A 17,792-nucleotide genomic window follows, 5' to 3' on the forward strand; every position below is an offset into this window, starting at 1 on the left:
GGAGGAGCATGAGCACCGGCACGATGAAGAAGAGGACGATGAGCAGCAATGCCGGCACGAGATAGCCGAAAGTGCCCTCACGCTTCGTCCTTGCTGCGCCCGCCGCTATCGTAATGGCCATGGTCGATCATCCGTGTGGTCGTGAAACGGGCCGCCTGTCCGGCGGCCCGCCTTCGGCGCTGGTTTACTGGGCCTGCCACGCATACCAGCGGGTGCCGATCTCGTCGCGGTGCTCCGCCCAGTAGCTCATGTCGGCGTTGACCTGCGTCTCGGCCTGCATGTCCGGGAGCGTGCTGCGCAGTTCCGGATCCATCAGGGTGCTGGATTCCATGTTGATCGGCGCATAACCGGTGGCGGTGGCGAACTGCGCCTGGGCCGAGTCGCTGGTGGCCGCGGCGATGAACTTCATCGCCGCTTCCTTGTTCTTCGCGCCCTTCGGCACGACCAGGGAATCGGCAGCGGTGATGTTGTTGGTCCAAGATGTCTCGACGGCGACGCCGGTCTCGGCAAGAGCGGTCAGGCGGCCATTCCAGAACGAGCCGAACGGTGCCTCGGCGGAAGCGAGCAGCTGCTGCGACTGGGCTCCGCTGTCCCACCAGACGATGTCCGCCTTGATCGTGTCGAGCTTCTTGAAGGCGCGGTCGAGATCGAGCGGATAGAGCTTGTCGGCAGGAACGCCGTCAGCGAGCAGCGCCGCCTCGATCACGCCCGGCGCCGACCATTTGTAGAAGGTGCGCTTGCCGGGAAACTTCTGCGTATCGAACAGTTCCGCCCATGTCTTCGGGCAGGCTTCGACCGCGTCCTTGTTGCAGCCGATCACGAACGAGTAATAGAAGCTGCCGACGGAATAGTCCGTGACGAAACGCGGATCGAGCTTGGTCTTGTCGATGACGGAGAAGTCGAGCTTTTCGAGGAGGCCGGCATTGCCAGCCTGAACGGCATAGTCGCCCTCCACGTCCACCACGTCCCAGGTCACGTTGCCGGATTCGACCATGGCCTTGATCTTGCCGTAGTCCGTCGGGCCGTCCTGCGTGACGGCGATGTTGGTGTTCGCGGTGAACGCGTCGGCCCAGTAGGTCTTCTGGGCATCCTGCGTGGTGCCGCCCCAGCTCGCGAAGACCATTTCCTCCGCCGCGGCGCTTCCCGCAAAGCAGAGCGTCGTCGAAAGAAGTGCGATTGCAATGCTGCTTTTCATGGTTTCATTCTCCCAGTTCGGTTGGTTCCGTCATCAGGCCGGCGCGCTGCCTCCGAGCGGAGAAAAGGCGGCCGGGATCATGATCTTGTTTTCTGCATTGATGATCAGATCGCGGATCTTCGGCAGGAACGCCTGCCATTCCGGATCGGCGGATAGGCGCGCACGGCGCGCCTGCCTGTCGTCCAGGCTTGCGAAGCCCCAGATGTGGACGATTTCGTTGATCGGCCCGATCTCCGAAGAGAAATAGCCGACGAGGTTCCCCAGGTGCTTCTTCTGGATGGCGATGCCGAGCTCGCCGACCACCTTGAGGTATTCGGGAATGCCGCCGTTCTTCAGCCGATAGGTGCGGATCTCGTAATACATGGCCGTCACCGCATCACGAAAGGATCGGGGATCGGCTCGTCGGAGGTCCTGAGCCACACGGTCTTGGTCCTGGTATAGTCGAGCGCGGCGGCAAGCCCGCCCTCGCGCCCCTGCCCCGACTGCCCGTACCCGCCGAACGGCGCGATCGGCGAGACCGCGCGATAGGTATTGACCCACACGATGCCGGCGCGGATGCGCTTGATCATCCGGTGGGCGCGGGCAAGGTTGCTGGTGAAGACCCCGGACGCCAGCCCGTAGGGCGTCGCGTTTGCGAGCCGCACCGCATCTTCCTCGCTCGAAAAGGAGAGGACCGACAGCACCGGCCCGAAAAGCTCGGTCTCGACCGAGGCGGCGGAAACCCCGTCGCAGTCCAGGATGGTCGGGACATAGTAGAACCCGCTCCCCTCTCCCGTCCGGCCGCCCGCGACCAGCTTCGCGCCGGCGTCGAGGGAAGCAGCCACGACCTTCTCGATGTGGTCGCGCTGCCTGCGCGTGCAAAGCGGGCCGACTTCCGTCGCCATGTCGAGCGGCGAACCGATGCGGATTGCCTCCGCCTTCGCCTTGAGGAGCGCGAGGAAGCGTTCCTTCACCGACGCCTCGACGATGAGACGCGACCCTGCCACGCAACTCTGGCCCGTCGCCGCGAAGATTCCTGCGACCTGCGCATTGGCCGCGCTTTCCAGATCGGCATCCGCGAAGACCACGAAGGGCGACTTGCCGCCAAGCTCCAGCGAAGTCGTGGCAAGGTTTTCCGCAGAGTTGCGCACCACCGCGGCCGCCGTCGCCGGGCCTCCGGTGAAGGCGATGTGGTCGACGCCCGGGTGCCGGGTCAGCGCGCTGCCGCAGGTGGCGCCGAAACCCGTCAGGATATTGACCACGCCGGGCGGAAAGCCCGCCTCATGCACGAGGCGCGCGAATTCGAGGAGCGGCGCGGGACCGTCTTCCGACGCCTTGACGACCAGCGTGCAGCCGGCGGCAAGCGCCGGACCGATCTTCACGGCCGACAGGAAGAGCTGGCTGTTCCACGGAACGACCGCCGCGACGACGCCGACGGGCTCGCGCCGCGTCCAGACATCCATGTCCGCCTTGTCGATGGCGAGCGTCGCGCCTTCGATCTTGTCGGCGAGGCCGGCATAGTAACGGTAGTAGTCCGCCACATAGGCGATCTGCGCCGAGGTTTCACGGATGATCTTGCCCGTGTCGCGGGTTTCGAGCTCGGCAAGCCGCCGGGCGTTGGCCTGCACGAGGTCGGCGAGCCGGTAAAGCAGGCGGCCGCGCGCCGTCGCCGTCATGGCGGGCCACGCGCCGTTCCAGAGGGCGCGTTCCGCGGCCCTTACGGCGCGATCGACATCCTCCTCGCGCGCTTCGGGCATCGTGGCCCAGGCCGTGCCGGTCGCCGGGTCGACGGATTCGAACCTGGCCGAACCGTCCTCGAAGGCCCCACCGATATATTGCTGGAAGTTCTGCATGGCAGCCTCACCGGAATGCCGGCATGACGTCGGCGATGAAGCGCTCGAGCGACGCCTTCTTGCGCGCGAAGCTCATGCCGGTGTCGATCCAGAAGGAATATTCGTCGTAACCGAGGTCCTCGTAGACCTTCAGGCGCCTTATGACCTCCTGTGCCGTGCCGATCGGCATGTTCTCGCGCATCTTCAAGGGCGCGAGGTTGGGATTGGCGGCGAGCTCCTCGTCGCTCAGGCGCTCGATGAGGCCCTGGCTGATCGGCCGCTCGTTCTTGAACCAGGCGAAGAAGTAGTTGTAGTAGGCGCTCACCTCCTTCGCCGCCTGTGCGATGTCGGCTTCGTCGGATCCGACATAGGTGTGAAGGAGCAGCATGATCTTCGGGCGCGGCACGCCGGCCGCCTTTCCGCAGGCGGCGTTGAAACGGTCCATGAGGCTGGCGATTTCCGCCTCGCCGTTGGCAAGGGGCGTGCACTGCACGTTGCAGCCGTTGGCGACGGCGAATTCGTGGCTGTTCGGATCCCGCGCGGCGACCCACAGGGGCGGATGCGGCTGCTGCACCGGCTTCGGCGCGGATGTGGTCTTCGGGAATTTCCAGAATTCGCCGTCATGGGCGTGGTCACCGGCCCAGATGCCCTTCACCGCGGGGATCAGTTCGCGCATCCGCTGGCCGGCGCCCCATGCGTCGAGGCCCGGCAGGAGGCGTTCGTATTCGAAGCTGTAGGCACCCCGCGCGATGCCGACGTCGAGGCGGCCGCCGGTGATGATGTCGGTCATGGCCGCCTCGCCGGCAAGCTTGATCGGGTGCCAGAACGGCGCGATCACCGTACCCGTGCCGAGCCGCACGTTCTTGGTGCGCCGGGCAAGGTCCGCTATGTTGACGAAGGGGTTCGGCGCGATCGTGAAATCCATGCCGTGATGCTCGCCGGTCCAAATCGCGTGCATGCCGCCCTTGTCGGCGATTTCGCACAAGGCGATAAATTCCTCATAGAGTTCCTGATGGTTCTGGCCGGCATCGAGCCGTTCCATATGGACGAACAGAGAGAATTTCATGGGTCACCCCTTTGCGGCCACGGCGTGCACGCGGCCCTTTTCCTGATTTCCGAAATAGACGCCGAAATTGCCGAGCGTGCTTTCCTGCGCGAAGCGCCTGACGAGTTCGCGCACCGCGCCATCGGCGATCTCGCCTGCTGGAAGCTCCTGCAGCGGGAAGAGCCGGCCCGCCTTGAGCTCGCCCTCCCCCAGGCTCGCGCGATAGACGACGTGCTGCCGCCCCGTCTTGGTATCTTCGTAGACCGAGTAAAGCAGGCCCGTCCGGAGCGTCGGGCCGAACACGGCGGCGACATGGGCTTCCAGGGCCTCCATGCCCTCGTTTTCAGCCTTCGCGACGAAAGGCAGCGTCCAGCCGCCCTTGCCGTCCTCCACCAGCAGGATGGCCCCGTCACGCTCTGCGACGGCTCCCAGGAGCAGGCTGCCATCGGCGTTCGCCAGCAGGCTCTTTTCGGCAAGCGCGGGCGTGAAGTATCCCCCGCGGGCGTAGCCCAGTCCCGTCTTGCCGCTGTTGTCGAAACCTTCGACCCTGCCGATGAGGATGACGTGGTCGCCCGCGTCGACCACGTCATGCATCGCACAGTCAAACCAGGCGGCAACATCGGCGAACACGGGCGAGCCGAACGGTCCCTTCTTCCATTCGACGGCCGCAAAGCGGTCCTCGACGGGCCGTGCGAAGGTGTTGGAGACTTCCTTCTGCCCTTCGGACAGGATGTTCACGCCGAAGCCCCTCGCACGGGTGAGCGTTTCATAGTTGCGCGAGGTCTTGGCGAGGCACACGAGCAGGAGCGGCGGATCGAGGGAAACGCTCGTGAAGCTGTTGGCGGTGAAACCGACCGGCAGCCCCGCGTCGTCGAGGGTCGTGACGACCGTTACCCCGGTCAGGAACGCACCGAATGCGTCACGCAGCGCTCTAGCGTCGAAGGTCATCGTTTTCTCCCAGGGTCCTGCGGACCGAATGTTTCAGCGCGATGTCATCCAGTCGGCAAGCGCACGGTTCACCTCGTCCGGCGCGGTAAGGTTCACCATATGGCGGTGGCCGTCGATCACGACGGCCCATCCCCGCCTTGCTGCGGCGGCCATTTCCCGAGCCATGTCCGCCGTCGAGTTCAGGTCCCCGTCCCCCGTCAGGAACATTGCCGGGCACGTGACCTGCGGCCAGCGGTCCGAATAGACCGAGTCTCCGGTGGCGAAGGCCTTGTAGGCGGCGGCGTAACCGGCAGGATCGACGGCCTGCAGCAACGCGCGCACCAGACAATAGGCCTCGGTTCCTACATCCTCCCGGGAGAACCAGCGCGCGAGCGGCGCCTCCCGGTCGAAGTCGCCGGACCCGATCTCGCGTGCCCGCGCCTCCACCGCCTTCCGTGCTTGCGCGTTGCGCCGGTGCACCCCGTTCAGCAGCGCCACCCGCTTCACCCTCTCGGGCGCCGTCGCCACGATACCGCCCGCGATCAGGGCGCCCATCGAATGGCCAGCGACGTTGACCGAACCTGCATCGATCTCGTCCAGGAACCGCCGGAACCACGCGACATAGCCGGGCAGCTCCGGCGAGCCGCCGAGCGCTTCGGAGAACCCGTGGCCGGGAAGGTCGACCGCTATCACGCGGCAATTCTCCGCCAGCCGATCGATCTGCGGCTCCCACGCCTCGATCCGCATGCCCACACCATGGACGAGGACAAGGGTTTCGTCACCCGCGCCCCGCTCCACATAGGCCGTGCCGGAGGACGTCCTAGACCGCGGCAGGGTTCGCAACATCGTGGCCCAGCTCCTTCAGATCCTGGTACCGGTCGCCGATGCGGTGATGCGGCCGGCCGCCGATGGAGGCGCCGAGGGCCACGACGATCTCGTCGGCCGCCGGTGCATCTGCGATCGCGCACTGGATGGTGAGGTAGTGAGACCGGCGGCCCTCGTCGTTCTTGTCCATCAGGGGGATCATGATCGGAGCGTTTGCAGGACCACGGGTGTTGCAGAAAGCAAGATAGGATTTCGCGCCCACGGCGCTGCGGTAATGGTTGCCGAACCGCAGGGTGTGGATGAGGGCGGATGCATGCTCGACCTCGCCGGCAAGGCCGACCACCGCCGATTTGCCGTATGCCTCGACCGCCTCGCCGGATCCCGCCTCGTCGACGATCATCCCGGTGAGGAGTTCGCCGAGAACCGGAGCCACCGCATGGATCTCCGGCCTCAGGTCCTCCACGAAGCCCCGCCCCGCCCAGGGGTTCCTCACGACAGCCATCGCCGCGATGAGCTTGAGGGGTCTCGGCGCTTCCCTTCCGCCTTCAACAAACGTCGTCTCCACATGCAGCAGCGTCTTGCGGACCAGCGTCACCGGGGCATCCTCCTGTCTTTTCATCTGCTCATATTTTGGTATACCATAAGACAAAGTGTCAAGCCGTTGTGCGGAACTTTTTTTACGGGTATGAAGAGCGCATGATCAAGAACGCCGAGAACCTTGCGGCCCTCCGCATCGAAACCCCGCCTGCCACCCTCAGGGAAATTGCACTCGACCGCATGCGCCGCGCGATCATCGGCGGGCTGTTCGAACCTGGAGAGCGACTGGTGGAGCGTACCCTGTGCGACCAGCTCGGCGTGTCCCGTTCGGTCATCCGGGAGGTCATCCGCCACCTAGAGGCGGAAGGCCTTGTCGAGATGCTGGCGAAGCAGGGGCCGATCGTCGCGAAACTCGACTGGGACGATGCGCGCCAGATTTACGAGATAAGGGCGGCGCTGGAATCAACGGCGGTCGCCGACTGCGCCCGCGTCGCCGGTCCGGATGTGAAGGCGCGGCTGCGCAAGGCGATGGGCGAGCTGGAACGGATATCGAAGCAGAACTCGCCGGTCGGCGTGCTCGATGCGACGACCGAGTTCTACAAGATCGTCTTCGAGGCGGGCGGCAACAACATCGCCTGGGAAATCGTGAGCCGCCTGAACAGCAGGATCTCGCGCCTCCGGGTCATGACGCTTTCGACCTCGAACCGCATGACGTCCGGTCCTTCGCAGATCCGCGAGATTTTCTCGGCGATCGACGCCAACGACCCGGACGCCGCGGCGGCGGCATGCAGGGCGCATGTCGGCGCGGCCGCCGCCATTGCCAAGACGATCCTCGATTGAGCGGCAGCGCATTGCGATCGCCGGCGCGTCTCGATCCCGCCGGCCACGCCGCTCACGAGAACGTCCGGTTCGCCAACCGTGGCAGCATCAGGCGAAAGGCGATGCTGCGGACACTCTGGAACAATATGAGGGCGATCCACAGGCCGTCATTGCCGAAAGGCGGCTGGAGCACGGCCCATGCGGCGAAATAGATGGCGAGCGACAAAACCATCAGGTTGCGCATCTGCTTCGACCAGGTCGCGCCGATATAGACGCCGTCCATCTGGAAGGCGACGATGCCGAAGACCGGCAATGCGACGACATAGGGCAGGTAGCGGTGGGCAAGATCCGATACGCTTGCCGTCGGTGCGGTGATGCCGATCACCCAGTCGCCTCCCGCAAGGAAGGCGAGCGAGACGAGGCCGGCGAAGAAGAAGCCCCAGAGCGTCGTCAGGCGTATGGTGCGGTCGAAGGCCGGACGGTAACGCGCGCCGACAGCGCGGCCGGCAAGCTGCTCGGCGGCCGTCGCCACGCCGTCGAGGAAGGCGACGCCGAAGAAATAGAAGCGCAGCAGGATCGTGTTGGCGGCGAGGATGTCGATGCCGAGCGTGCCGCTCTGGCGGGTGAAGAAGGAAAGGCCGATGAGCAGCGCGAAAGAGCGGATCATCATGTCGCCGTTGACCGAGAAAGCCCGGCGGAAGGCGGCAAGGTCCGGCAGGCTCCAGGCGGTGCGGACGGTCTTCGCAAAGATGAGGTAGAGCCCCGCAAGCGCCGTGACGGCTTCGGCGACCAGAGAGGCGGCGGCCACGCCGGCGACGCCCCAGCCGAGCCCGATGACCCAGTAGATGCTCAGCCCGGCGTTGAGCCCGTTGAGGAGCGTCTGCAGCATCATGCCCCAGAACGCGTCGCCGCGTCCGATGATCCACCCGAACACGACGAAGTTGAACAGCACGAAGGGCGCCGACCAGATGCGCCAGCCGAAATAGGTGGAAGCCGCTTCCGCGACCGCGCCCTCCGCCCCCATGGCGGCGAGGCCGAGCGCGCCGATCGGCTTTTGCAGCACCAGCAGCAGGAGGCCGGCGACGAGGGCGATGACCAGGCCGCTCGCCAGCATGCGCTGTTCGGCGTGCCGGTCGCCCGCGCCGAGCGCCTGGGCGGTAAAGCCGGTGGTCGCCCCGCGCAGGAAGTTGAAGCTGACGAAGATGACGTCGAAGATGACGGCGGACAGAGCCACGCCGCCGATCAGCGCCTCGTCGCGCAATTGCCCGATGACGCCCGTCGCGACGAGCCCGACGAGCGGGCTCGACAGATAGGCGATCATCATCGGGAGCGCGATGTGCAGCACGTCCCGGTGCGTGATGTCGAAGGGGCGGACCGCGCCGCCGGGCTGACGGTGAACCTGTTCCACTCAATCCTGCCGGTGCGGTTCGCCAAGCGTGTGCATCAGCCGGTTGGCCCAGCCGAAGATCGCGACCGCATGGATGAGATCGAGTATCTGGAGGTCGTCGAGGCCGATCTCGCGCAGGTGATAGAACTGGTAGGCACCGACATCGTCGGGATGGGCCGTCAGGTCGACGCCGAAGTTGAACAGCGCCTGCTCGAAGTCCGGCAGGTCGGCATCAAGCCCGTTCCGGTAGATTTCCTCCACCACTTCGGGACGCTTTTCGAGTTGGATATAGCGGGCGGCATGCACCGAGGCGCAATAGATGCAGCGGTTGACGAAGGAGGCGGCCAGCGCGCCGATTTCCCGTCCGCCGCGCGAAAGCCCGCCCTCGCTGTACATGATGTCGTTGAAGAGGGGCGTGCGCTCCTTCAAGGTTTCCGGCTCGTTGGCGAGCACCAGCACGTAGTCGGAGATCTTCTTGTTGGAGGGCGTGACCTTGAGCGCATCAAGCTGCTCGGGCGTCGCCGCATCGAGGTCGACCGGCCTGACATAGGGCTTCCAGCCGAGCGCATCGACGGTGAATTCGTGTACGGCTTCAGACATGTCAGTTGTCCCTCAGCATCTTGAGGCCGGCCACGACCAGCACCTGATAGTTGACGAAGGCGATGAGGCCGGCGAGCGTGACGATGTCCCGGTCGTCGAGGCCAGCGGCAGCGAGCTTTTCGATGTTGGCGCGGGTGGCATCCTTCGGCGAAAGCGTCACAAGGTCGACATGGGCGAGGATGGCGGCAAGGCGCGCATCGTCGCCCGGATCACCTCCCGGCGCGGCGATCGGCCCAAGGGCCGCCCCGCCGTCCTCGCTTTCGAGCAGCGCGCGGTAGTGGGCGGCAAGTTCCCCGGACTTCCACAAGGCGGACATGCGCGCCGCCAGCGCCGCCCTGAGCGCATAGGAGAAGTTGCGCGGCTCGGCGGGACGCAGCGCGGCCTGATAGCTCGTCTGGGTCAGGTGCTTCAGCTTCGCCCGCTTCTCGCGCAGCGCCTTCAGGTCCGGGAAGCGGTCGAGGCCGAGCACGGTGTCGATCACGTCGGCGGCGGGTTGTGCGGTCATGGCTTGTCCTCGGTCTTCCATAAGTGCGTTCATGCCGTCTTCTGCGCCGGCCCTGCCGCGTCGGCGTCCGTCCATTCCGTGCCGTCGAGTTCCGGCTTCTCGTAGGCGAGCAGGGCCTGCCAATGGTAGTCGATGTCGCGGATGAAGAGCGAGGCGGCGATGCCGCGCGCCAGCCACAGCGCGCCCTCGCTGATCGCCGGAATGTCGCCGCTGACCTTGCCGACACTGACGGAGGCGCCGTAGTTGAAGCAATGGATGTCCTTCAGCCAGGGTGCGGTTCCGGGCTCCTTCTCGGTGAAGGAAAAGTCGCTGCCCAGCCACGGGAAGCGGCCGAGGCCGGGATTTTCCTCCCCCGGCGGCGGGGTGTAGCGGTCTTCCCAGCAGGCGATCCTGTCCTGATAGGGGGCAAGCTCGCTGCGGCTTGCGGGATCGATGGTAAAACCGGTGCCGAGAATGACGAAGTCGGTGCGGAAGATGCGGCCGTTCACGGTGGTGATGACGACGTCGCCGTCCTCCTCCCTCATCGAGCGGATGGCGCAATCGAAATGGAAATAGGCGTTCGGGTGGCGGCTGACGCGCAGCGTCGAGTTGTGCGGAGCGGGCGTCTGCTGCTTGGCGGCATAGTCCATCAGCCGCCAGCGCCATTCCGGCGAAATCTCCACGAAGCCCGCGGTCACGCCGTAGGAACCGATGCCCATCAGCTTGTTGATCGTCGGCATCTGCTTGCGCCTGGCGAGGAGACGAACCTCCCCCGCACCCTTCTCCAGCGCTTCGGCCGCATTGTCGACCGCCGAGGCACCGACGCCGATGACGACGACGCGCTTGCCCTTCAGCCGGTCGAAATCGATGTCGTCGGCCGAGTGCGCCCAGGACGTGTGCCGCTCCATGCCCTTGACGAAGTCCGGGATGGCCGGCTCGCCGAGCCCGTCGCGGCCTGTCGCCATCACCATCTTGCGGGTGATGATCGGCGGCTTCTCGCCACCGGCGATCTCAAGCTCCAGGAGGCCGTCTTCACGCGGCACGACGCGGGTGACGTGCGTATCGTTCTCGACCGGTATTTCCATCACCTCGCGATACCATTTCAGGTAATCCATCCACATCGGCCGCGGGATGCGGAACAATTCCTCCCATTCGGCCTCGCCGTAAAGCGCGGTGAACCAGGCGCGGAAGCTGAGCGAGGCCATGCCGAGGGCGGGCCCGAGCAGGATCTTCGGCGAACGCAGCGTTTCCATCCGCGCATAGGTGACCCACGGCCCCTCGAACCCCTTCGGCGCCTTGTCGACGATGCGCAGGTTGACGATCCCGGCGCGGGTCAGCGCATGCCAGGCGACGAGGCCGCACATGCCGCCGCCGATGATGACGACGTCGCTGACCGGCTCGCCTCCGGCCGTCGTCACCGGCTTCGACCAGTTGGCCGGCGGATAGTTCAGGTAGCTGAGATCCTGCTTCACCCGCGCATTCAGGTCGGCAAGCCGGTGCTGCTGCTGTTGCCTGTTGATCATTCCCGGTCTCCTGTTCAGTCCGCCAAGAGGACAGCGTCCCGCTCGCGCCAGCCCACCCAGACCTCGTCGCCCTCGATATGCGACAGCGCCACGGGGTCGAGCTGGACGAGGAGGCTCGCCCCGTTTTCGAGGGTAACGTCGAGCGAGGTATGCGCCCCCTTGAACACGCGCCGGCCGATACGGCCCTTGAGCGCCAGCCGGCCCTCGGGCTTGCCCGGCAGACAGTAGAGCGCCTCCGGCCGCAGGGCGACTGTGGCGCGCGCGCCCGGTGCGGGCGAGGTGCCGTTCACGTCGGCGTGCACGCTGTTGCCCTGCCAGTCGATGGTGGCGACCGGATCCGAAACCGAGACGACCCTGCCTTCGAGGAAATTGCTCTGGCCGATGAAATCGGCGACGAAGCGGCTGCGCGGCCGGGCATAGAGTTCGTCCGGCCCGCCCATCTGCTCGATCCTGCCCTTGTTCATCACCACGATGACATCGGACATGGTGAGCGCCTCCTCCTGGTCGTGGGTGACGAAGAGGAAGGTCTTGCCGGTGGTCTGCTGGATCGACTTGAGCTCTATCTGCATCTGCTGGCGCAGCTTCGCGTCGAGCGCGGAAAGCGGCTCGTCGAGGAGCAGCACGTTCGGATCGGGTGCAAGCGCCCGCATCAGCGCCACGCGCTGGCGCTGGCCGCCGGAAAGCTGGTCGGGCATGCGGCCGGCATAGTCCTGAAGCGCCACGAGGGTAAGGAGCTCCGTGACGCGCCGGTGGATCGCCTCCCGCTCCATGCCCTTCAGCTCCAGGCCGAAGGCGATGTTGCGCGCGACCGTCAGGTGCGGGAAGAGCGCGTAGTCCTGGAAGACGATGTTGACGTTGCGCTTGTTCGGCGGCAGGTGCGAGATCGGCTTGCCGTCGAGATAGATTTCCCCGGAGGTGACGTCCTCGAAGCCGCCGAGCATGCGCAGCGTCGTCGACTTGCCGCAGCCCGAGGGGCCGAGCAGCGTGACGAACTGGCCGGGCGCGATCGCAAGGTCGAGGTTTTCCACGGCGGCGAGCGTGCCGTAGACCTTGTTGACGTTCTTGAAATGGACGACAGGCTGCATTCGCGTCAGCTCCTGGAACGGCGGATGAAATGCTCGGCATAAAGGCCGACGGCGGTGGTGACGATCAGCACGATGGTTGCCATGGCGTTGATTTCCGGCGACATGCCGCCCTGCACCTTGGCGAAGATCAGCATGGGCAGCGTCGGCTGGTAGCCGCCGAGGAAGAAGGTGCGCACGAAGTCGTCGATGCTGGTCAGCACGCAGAAGATCATGCCGCCGAAGAGCGCCGGCATCAGGTAGGGGATCGTCACGCGCAGGAAGGCGACGAAGGGATCGGCGCCGAGGTCGCGCGCCGCATCGACCAGGTTGGCCGGCATGGAGCGCAGGCGCGTCAGCACCATGATGACCACGAAGGGCACCGCATGGACCGTGTGCGCCAGGATGATCGCGAAGGTGCCGGTCGGGATGTCCACCATGCGGATGAAGATGCGCATCGAGATGGCGTTGATGAGGCCGGGCACCACGGCGGGAAGGCAGGCGAGCGCGAAGATGGCCGCCCTGCCCCAGATGTTCTCCGCCGAGACGAGCAGCGCGATCCAGACACCGACGATGGTGGCCGAGATCGTGGTGGCAAGGGCAATGCCGATCGAATAGAGCGAGGCCTCGATGAATTGCCTGTCCTGCACCACCTTGCCGTACCAGTCGAGCGTCCAGTTGCCGATCGGGAAGGCGATGAAGTTGGCATCCTTGAAGCTCATCGCCATCATCAGCGCCAGCGGCAGCACGAGATAGACGGCAAAGAGCCAGTAGGAGGCGCCGAGCGCGGTCTTCGGCAGGTCGCTGAGATAGGTTCGCATCGCCCCCTCCTCACATCAACCGGACGGAGCGCCCGCCGACGACCCGCATGAAGAGGCCGACGGTGGTGAGCGATACGACGAGCATGAGAATGGAGAAGGCGGCGCCTTCCGGCCATTTGTCGTTCGAGCCGTGGAACAGCGTGGCGATGACCTCCGGGAAGATCACGGCGTTCGGCCCGCCGAGCAGGAGCGGCGCCGCGAAGACGCCGACGGCGGTGAGATAGACGAGGCTGCAGCCCGAAACGATGCCGTCCTTGGAAAGCGGCAGGATGACCCGGCGAAAGCGCTGGAGGGGACTGGCGCCGAGGTCGGCGGCTGCATGGATCAGCGGCGTCGGGATCTTCTCGATCGCCGAATAGAGCGGCAGCAGCATATAGAGCGCCAGCAGGTAGACGACGCCGAAGCTGAGGGAAAAGAAGGTATAGAGCATCGGGATCGGCCGGTCGATGAAGCCGAGCTCGCGCAGCAGCACGTTCACCGCACCGCGATTGGCAAGCAGCATGATCACCGAGAAGGTGCGGATGAGCTCGCCCGCCCAGAACGGAATGAGCAGCAGCAGCAGCGCGCGCATGCGGTTCTTCGGCTGCACCACCTTCGCCACGTAATAGGCGACCGGATAGACGATCACCAGCGTGGAGATCGTCACCACCGCGGCGAAGATCAGGCTGCGGACGAAGGGCATGAAATAGAGCCGGTCGGAGAAGAACAGCGCATAGTTGTCGAGCGTATAGCCGCTGCTCTTGTTCGGCTGCGGCGGATAGTTGGCGAGGAAGCTGATATTGGCCATCTGCAGGATCGGCCCGATGTGCAGCAAGGCGATCCAGACGAGCGGGATGCCCGCGAGCACGGCGAGCCGGAAGCGGCGGCTGTCGGCCAGGCGTCCGATCGTGTTGCGATAAAGGCCCGACCCCACCGCCCTGCCGATCCATCCGGCATAGCGGGGCGCCGCCGGCAAGGCGACGGGCCGATGTTGCGTCGTCGTATCCACCATTCTGGTCGTTCCCGGCTCTGGAAGAGTCCTTATGCGGTGCGCGACCGGCCGGCAGCCGGTCGCGGAAGGTCTGGAGCGTCAGGCGGCCTTGATCTCGGCGGCGGCCTTGTCGATCATCTCGTTCTTCATGTCGCGGTTGACCGACGAGAAGAACTGGATGCGCTCGGTCTGCTCCGGCGGCAGCGTCAGGGCGGCGCGCTCCTTGTCGTCGAGCACCTTGTCGACGCCGTCGAAGGCCGAAGCGAAGCCGGACTGGCGCGTCATCGCCGCACCGATTTCCGGCGAGGAAAGGATGGCGTCGAGGAAGGCATAGGCCGCGTCCGCGTTCGGGGCGTTGTTGACGACGTTGAACGAATAGAGGAAACCGTAGGTGCCTTCCTTCGGCACCGAGATCTCGATCGGGTGGCCGTCCATGATGAGCTTCGCCGCCGGGCCGGACCAGGTCTGCGCGAGGTAGATGTCCTCGTTGACGAACATCTGCTGCACCTCGGAAGCCGCATCGTAATACTTGCGCACCTTGTCCTTGTGCTGGATGAGGAAATCGCGGGCCTGGTTGGTGGCGGCCTGGGCGACGTCCGGCTTGTCGCCGTAGGTCACGTAGTCGCCGTCATTGCCCTGGTAGCGCATGACGATGGAGAGGAAGTCGGTGATGATGTACGAGGTCAGGCCCTTGTACTTGTCCTCGAACATGATGCCCCAGCTGTCGGACGCCTCGGTATAGTCCGTATTGCGTGCAAGGCCTTCGAAGCCGGCGAGCAACGGCACGCCGTAGGTCTTGCCGTCGATGGTGAGCTGCGGGGCGCCCTTGTAGGCGGAGGCGAGCCTGTCCCAGTTCTTCAGGCGTCCGGTATCCAGCGTCGCCAGCAGGTTGGAGTTCATGAACTGCGACAGGCGGTGCCCGGTGACGGTCACGATATCCGTGGAGGGCGTGGCGCCTTCGGCGGTCAGCAGGTTGTACTGCTTGCCCTGATCGTCCGTCAGCCGGATGCGCACCTCGATGCCGGTGTCCTTCTGGAACTGGTCGATGAAGGATTGCGGCACGAACTTGTCGTAGGTCGTGATGTTGACGACCTTGCTCTGGGCGAAGGCGGGGCGGATGATCGACGGCGCAGCCAGGATGCCTGTGCCGGCCGCAAGCAGCTTCAACGTGGAGCGGCGGGTTGCGGTGAAGTCCTTCATGTCACTCTCTCCTTGTTTGATTTGGCAGGCTCATTTTTCGTTTTCAGGCGTTCCGGGCGTGAGGCTCCCCTGGTCGGGGACCGTGTCGGGCAAGCTCCGGCGGCGCAGCCCGGGCGGCGCGCCGTCGAGGGCGCCTTTGCCGGAGAAGGTCCGGTCGGCGATACGCGCCATCTGGCGCGGGTCGTGGGCGGTGAAATCCGGTATGCGCTCGGAGGCGATCCGCACGATCCGCTGTATCAGTTCATGCGCGCCGGTCGAGAGCGGACGGGCGGCCGCCGAAAAGATCGCCCAGAGGAAAGGAATGTCGACGTCGAGCGGGCGGATGGCGACCGGCGCCGATTGCAGGCCATAGGCCGTTGCGGGCTCGATGATCGCAACGCCGAGGCCGGTCGAGGCGATCTGTACGGCATTCATGGCCGCATTTGTGGCGATGACCCGGCGGGGCTGCACCTTGGCCGCTTCCAGCACCTGGTCGACCCGGTGGCGCAGGCGGAACGGGTTGGCCATGGTCACGAGCGTGCACCCGGCAAGATCGGCGATGGAAACCGTCGCTTTCGCAGCGAGCGGATCGTGGTGCGCGACGGCGGCCACGCAGCGCCCCTCGAAGAAACCCTGCACCTCCAGCCCCGGCTGGTCGGCCGGCAGCGAAGTCACGCAGAAGTCCGCCGTGCGGGCAAGAACCGACTGAACGGCTGCCTCGGCCGGCATGCTGCGAAGATGCATTATATGCGGCAGGCGCTCCTGGGGCAGCTCCGCCAGCGCAAGCGGGATGATGCCGCTCGCAAAGGCCGGCGTCGCTGCGATCTCGATCGGCTCTGGCTCCCGGCCGGCGATCGCCGTCGCGCGGTTGCGCAGATGTCCGATACCGCTGACGAAGCGCTCGGCATCGTCATGAAAGGCAACGCCCTCGCGGGTAGGCGTGATCTTCGGGCCGTTACGCTCGAACAGCGGAAAGCCGAGCGACGTTTCCAGATCCTGGATCAGGCGCGTGACCTGCGACTGCGAGCGATCGAGCAGCCGGGCGGCACCGGTGATGCTGCCGGTCGACATGACTGCCAGAAACGCCTCGAGGTCGCGGATTTCCATCGGTATCATGCATTCCTTGCATTATGACTGATACATAGTGCATAAAACGCATTCTACGCGCTAGTGACAAAAGACAAGTTTTCTCAGTTGGGTGTTTTTGTAGAAAATACCTGCCGTGAGCATGGGGGCCGGCAAGGAAAACCCCGCAAGGGATCGTCCGGCGAACGACCTCGGACGAAGATAAAAGCCGAAATGAAGGAGATCGGATCGATGCGGATTGGTATTCTCGGTGCGGGCGCTATCGCCTTCGGCATGGCGGCCTTCCTTGCCAAGGCCGGCCACCAACCCGTTCTCTGGTCCCCGTCCGGCACGCGCACCCGCGAGCTCGCCGAGGGCTCTCCGTTGACGGCAACGGGGGCAGTCGAGTTTTCCGGAAAGGTCGCCGTCGCAGGCGATTGCGCCGCGGCAGTCGCCGGAGCCGATGCAGTCGTCGTCGCCCTGCCCGCCAACGGCCACCGCCGGGTGTTCGACGCCGCCCTGCCGCATCTCAGGTCCGGCCAGCCCGTCATCATCAGTTCGCACAGCTCCTTCGGCGCGCTCTATCTCGCCAAGCGGCTGGCGGCGCGGAACATACGCCTGCCCATCAGCGTCTGGGGCACGACGCTTCTGACCGGCCGACAGCAGCCGGACGGCACGAGCGTTGCGGTCAACACCGTCCGCCAGAAGATCGACATCGCCACCCTGCCCAAATCCGCAGCCGCCGAAGGCAAGGCGCTCTGCACGGAGCTCTTCGGCGACCGTTTCGTCGCGCGCGAGGGCCTTCTCGCCATCGCGCTCTCGAACCTCAACCCGCAGAACCATCTCGGCATCGCCCTCCTCAACCTGACCCGCATGGAAAAGGGCGAGACATGGGGACAAGGCGAACACGTCACGCCTGCCGTAGGCCGGTTGATCGAGGCGCTCGACCTCGAGCGGCTTGCAATCGCCGAAAGCTTCGGCCTGTCCGTGCGCACCGTGCAGGAGCATTTCTCGCTGTCGTTCCACGTGCCGATGGGCACGGTCTCGCAGATGAACCAGCAGATGCACCGCGAAGGGCGCGGCGGCTTCGGCCCGACAAGCGCGGACAGCCGCTACATCTACGAGGACGTGCCCTTCGGCCTCGTCCCGACCAGCCTTCTCGGTCGCATCGCCGGCCGGCCGGCCGTGCTGCACGAAGCCGGCACCGCGCTGTTTTCCGCCGCCATGGCCCACGACCTCGTCGCCGACAACGACCTCCTGCCGGAACTGGCGCTCGACAAGCTCTCCCCGACAGCGCTGACGACGCTCTGCGAGGAGTGGCCGGCAAAGGCATGAGCGGCAGTGCCCGCAGAGTTTCGAGCGAACAATTTCGTGGGAGGCACCTGAAAAGTTTTGGCATGAACGCCGGACACGAGAATCCCACATGTCCGACGACGCGGCGAGTTTCTTGAGGATGCAGCCTCGTTTGTCGTCTCCATGTCGACAAAGTCAAGCGGAAATTTTACGATTGCCGACACGTTGTTTTTCTGGCCCAATGCCCCGC

Annotated in this window: 18 protein-coding genes; 2 read left to right on the forward strand and 16 right to left on the reverse strand. The window is 65.4% G+C overall.

Annotated features, from left to right (window positions below; genetic code table 11):
* Positions 1–184 precede the first annotated feature (184 nt).
* Genes ACIIOY_RS26030 through ACIIOY_RS26060 form a run of 7 tightly spaced genes read right to left on the reverse strand, consistent with a single transcriptional unit; the run spans position 185 to position 6,422 of the window.
* A complete protein-coding gene (locus tag ACIIOY_RS26030) occupies positions 185–1,195 on the reverse strand; it encodes an ABC transporter substrate-binding protein (RefSeq protein ID WP_411037579.1) in 1,011 nt (336 codons plus the stop codon).
* 33 nt (positions 1,196–1,228) lie between these two features.
* Complete coding sequence (locus ACIIOY_RS26035; RefSeq protein WP_411037580.1) at positions 1,229–1,558, reverse strand: NIPSNAP family protein; 330 nt, start codon at positions 1,556–1,558, stop codon at positions 1,229–1,231.
* A gap of 5 nt (positions 1,559–1,563) precedes the next feature.
* Positions 1,564–3,027 carry an aldehyde dehydrogenase gene (locus ACIIOY_RS26040; RefSeq protein WP_411037581.1) on the reverse strand — a complete coding sequence of 488 codons (1,464 nt, stop codon included), beginning with the start codon at positions 3,025–3,027 and terminating at the stop codon, positions 1,564–1,566.
* 7 nt (positions 3,028–3,034) lie between these two features.
* Positions 3,035–4,072, reverse strand: a complete 1,038-nt coding sequence (locus ACIIOY_RS26045; protein WP_411037582.1) for an LLM class flavin-dependent oxidoreductase — start codon at positions 4,070–4,072, stop codon at positions 3,035–3,037.
* Positions 4,073–4,075: 3 nt separating this feature from the next.
* Complete coding sequence (locus ACIIOY_RS26050) at positions 4,076–4,999, reverse strand: flavin reductase (protein WP_411037583.1); 924 nt, start codon at positions 4,997–4,999, stop codon at positions 4,076–4,078.
* Positions 5,000–5,032: 33 nt separating this feature from the next.
* Positions 5,033–5,824, reverse strand: a complete 792-nt coding sequence (locus ACIIOY_RS26055) for an alpha/beta fold hydrolase (RefSeq protein ID WP_411037584.1) — start codon at positions 5,822–5,824, stop codon at positions 5,033–5,035.
* A complete protein-coding gene (locus tag ACIIOY_RS26060) occupies positions 5,799–6,422 on the reverse strand; it encodes an amino acid synthesis family protein (protein ID WP_411037585.1) in 624 nt (207 codons plus the stop codon). The genes ACIIOY_RS26055 and ACIIOY_RS26060 overlap by 26 nt, the downstream gene beginning before the upstream one ends.
* Before the next feature lie 77 nt (positions 6,423–6,499).
* On the opposite strand from ACIIOY_RS26060, the gene ACIIOY_RS26065 reads away from it, so the two are divergent.
* Entirely contained in the window at positions 6,500–7,180 is a 681-nt protein-coding gene (locus ACIIOY_RS26065; RefSeq protein ID WP_411037586.1) for a GntR family transcriptional regulator, read from the forward strand.
* 52 nt (positions 7,181–7,232) lie between these two features.
* Here ACIIOY_RS26065 and ACIIOY_RS26070 read toward each other — a convergent pair whose 3' ends face one another.
* From ACIIOY_RS26070 to ACIIOY_RS26110, 9 genes are all read right to left on the reverse strand, one after another.
* Positions 7,233–8,567 (reverse strand): MATE family efflux transporter, encoded by a 1,335-nt coding sequence (locus ACIIOY_RS26070; RefSeq protein WP_411037587.1) that lies wholly within the window; start codon positions 8,565–8,567, stop codon positions 7,233–7,235.
* Positions 8,568–9,146 (reverse strand): peroxidase-related enzyme, encoded by a 579-nt coding sequence (locus tag ACIIOY_RS26075; protein ID WP_411037588.1) that lies wholly within the window; start codon positions 9,144–9,146, stop codon positions 8,568–8,570.
* A gap of 1 nt (position 9,147) precedes the next feature.
* Entirely contained in the window at positions 9,148–9,651 is a 504-nt protein-coding gene (locus tag ACIIOY_RS26080; protein WP_411037589.1) for a CMD domain protein, read from the reverse strand.
* Between the two features lie 29 nt (positions 9,652–9,680).
* The gene (locus ACIIOY_RS26085; RefSeq protein WP_411037590.1) at positions 9,681–11,153 is read right to left on the reverse strand and encodes an NAD(P)-binding domain-containing protein; all 1,473 of its coding nucleotides are present in this window, start codon (positions 11,151–11,153) and stop codon (positions 9,681–9,683) included.
* Positions 11,154–11,167: 14 nt separating this feature from the next.
* The gene (locus ACIIOY_RS26090; protein WP_411037591.1) at positions 11,168–12,238 is read right to left on the reverse strand and encodes an ABC transporter ATP-binding protein; all 1,071 of its coding nucleotides are present in this window, start codon (positions 12,236–12,238) and stop codon (positions 11,168–11,170) included.
* A 5-nt stretch (positions 12,239–12,243) separates the two neighbouring features.
* On the reverse strand, positions 12,244–13,035 hold the full coding sequence (locus ACIIOY_RS26095; RefSeq protein WP_411037592.1) for an ABC transporter permease: 792 nt from the start codon (positions 13,033–13,035) through the stop codon (positions 12,244–12,246).
* A gap of 10 nt (positions 13,036–13,045) precedes the next feature.
* Positions 13,046–14,026, reverse strand: coding sequence for an ABC transporter permease (locus ACIIOY_RS26100; RefSeq protein ID WP_411037593.1), 981 nt, complete (start codon positions 14,024–14,026; stop codon positions 13,046–13,048).
* Positions 14,027–14,104: 78 nt separating this feature from the next.
* Entirely contained in the window at positions 14,105–15,205 is a 1,101-nt protein-coding gene (locus ACIIOY_RS26105) for an extracellular solute-binding protein (protein ID WP_411037594.1), read from the reverse strand.
* A gap of 30 nt (positions 15,206–15,235) precedes the next feature.
* Entirely contained in the window at positions 15,236–16,300 is a 1,065-nt protein-coding gene (locus ACIIOY_RS26110; RefSeq protein ID WP_411037595.1) for a LysR family transcriptional regulator, read from the reverse strand.
* Between the two features lie 201 nt (positions 16,301–16,501).
* Here ACIIOY_RS26110 and ACIIOY_RS26115 point away from each other — a divergent pair, with 201 nt between their 5' ends.
* Positions 16,502–17,584, forward strand: a complete 1,083-nt coding sequence (locus ACIIOY_RS26115; RefSeq protein ID WP_411037596.1) for an NAD/NADP octopine/nopaline dehydrogenase family protein — start codon at positions 16,502–16,504, stop codon at positions 17,582–17,584.
* Positions 17,585–17,792: the final 208 nt, after the last annotated feature.

The organism is Shinella agrisoli (assembly GCF_046557955.1).
Classification (GTDB): Bacteria; Pseudomonadota; Alphaproteobacteria; order Rhizobiales; family Rhizobiaceae; genus Shinella.